General features: G+C 61.1%; 1 protein-coding gene. It reads right to left on the reverse strand.

What is annotated here, in order from left to right; genetic code table 11:
- Positions 1-1,748: Ig-like domain-containing protein (locus UF06_RS03675; protein ID WP_045569235.1), on the reverse strand; the 1,748-nt coding region annotated here is incomplete at both ends.

Here is a 1,748-nt window from a genome sequence, read left to right on the forward strand (position 1 = left end):
GCGCTGTTGCCTGCGCCGTCCGTCACGATGACCGACAGCGTCAAGGTGCCGTCATTAAGATTGGACAGGTCGATGCCACTGAGGGTCTCACTGGCGCTGGCAAGCGTGCCTGTGCCCGTTACGCTGCTACCACCATTAGAGCTGCTGATGGTGTAGCTGTAGTTAGCCCCCGCCTCCGCGTTGCTAAAGCTGAATGACGCCCCCGTTTTCTCCGCATTCGAGTACAACGTATCGCCAAACGTCACGCTGTGGCCCGTCGGTACCGCCGTGTCGAGCGTGCTGCTCGCCGTCACCGCCGAGGCGCTGTTGCCCGCGCTGTCCGTCACGATGACCGACAGCGTCAAGGTGCCGTCATTAAGATTGGACAGGTCGATGCCACTGACGGTCTCACTGCCGCTATTCACCGTGCCTGTGCCCGTTACGCTGCTACCACCATTAGAGCTGCTGATGGTGTAGCTGTAGTTAGCCCCCGCTTCCGCGTTGCTAAAGCTGAATGACGCCGCCGTTTTCTCCGCATTCGAGTACAACGTATCGCCAAACGTCACGCTGTGGCCCGTCGGTACCGCCGTGTCGAGCGTGCTGCTCGCCGTCACCGCCGAGGCGCTGTTGCCTGCGCCGTCCGTGACGATGACCGACAGCGTCAGGGTGCCGTCATTGAGATTGGACAGGTCGATGCCACTGAGGGTCTCACTGGCGCTGGCGAGCGTGCCCGTGCCCGTCACGTTGCTGCCGCCATTAGAGCTGCTGATGGTGTAGCTGTAGTTGGCCCCCGCTTCCGCGTTGCTAAAGCTGAATGACGCCGCCGTTTTCTCCGCATTCGAGTACAACGTATCACCAAACGTCACGCTGTGGCCCGTCGGCGTTTGGGTATCGACACCGATGTTCTGTTGCGGGGCCGCCGTGTTGTGGTTGCCCGCCGCATCGGTAAAGGTATTCGCCGCCACGTTGATGGTCGCCGTGCTGGTCGTATTAGCGGTCGGGGTAAAGGTCGCGGTGTAGCTGGTGCCGCTGCCGGTAAAGCCCGACAAGCTGCCACCCGTCACGGTGATGTCGTCCGCCGCAAAGTCACTGCTGCTTTCTGACAAGGTGAAGGTGATGGTCGCCGTTTCCCCCACTTTCAGCGCTGATTTGTCGCTGCTAATGCCAATGCTTGGCAACGCCGTGTCGACCACTTGGACACTTTGCGTCGCCGCGCTGTTCGGGTTCCCCGCTGTGTCTGTCGCCACACTCGCCGCCACATCCACCGTGAGGTTGCTGGTGCTGTCCGCCGTTGGCGTCACCACTAGGGTGTACACCGTGCGACTGACGGCCGTGAAGGTGCCCTTGGTTCCACCGGATACAGTGATGTCGTCTTCGGTAAAGCCCGTCACGCTTTCGCTGAAGGTGAAGGTGTACAGCACATCGCCCGTGGCCGTGCCCGTTGTGTCGTCACTGATGGTCACCGTTGGTGCTGCCGTGTCGAGCGTGCTGCTCGCCGTCACCGCCGAGGCGCTGTTGCCCGCGCTGTCCGTCACGATGACCGACAGCGTCAAGGTGCCGTCATTAAGATTAGACAAGTCGATGCCACTGACGATCTCACTGCCGCTATTCACCGTGCCTGTGCCCGTCACGCTGCTACCACCATTAGAGCTGCTGATGGTGTAGCTGTAACTGGCCCCCGCTTCCGCGTTGCTAAAGCTGAATGACGCCGCCGTTTTCTCCGCATTCGAGTACAACGTATCGCCAAACGTCACGCTGTGGCCCGTCGG

It is taken from the genome of Vibrio sp. S234-5 (assembly GCF_000960595.1).
In the GTDB taxonomy this organism is placed as follows: domain Bacteria; phylum Pseudomonadota; class Gammaproteobacteria; order Enterobacterales; family Vibrionaceae; genus Vibrio.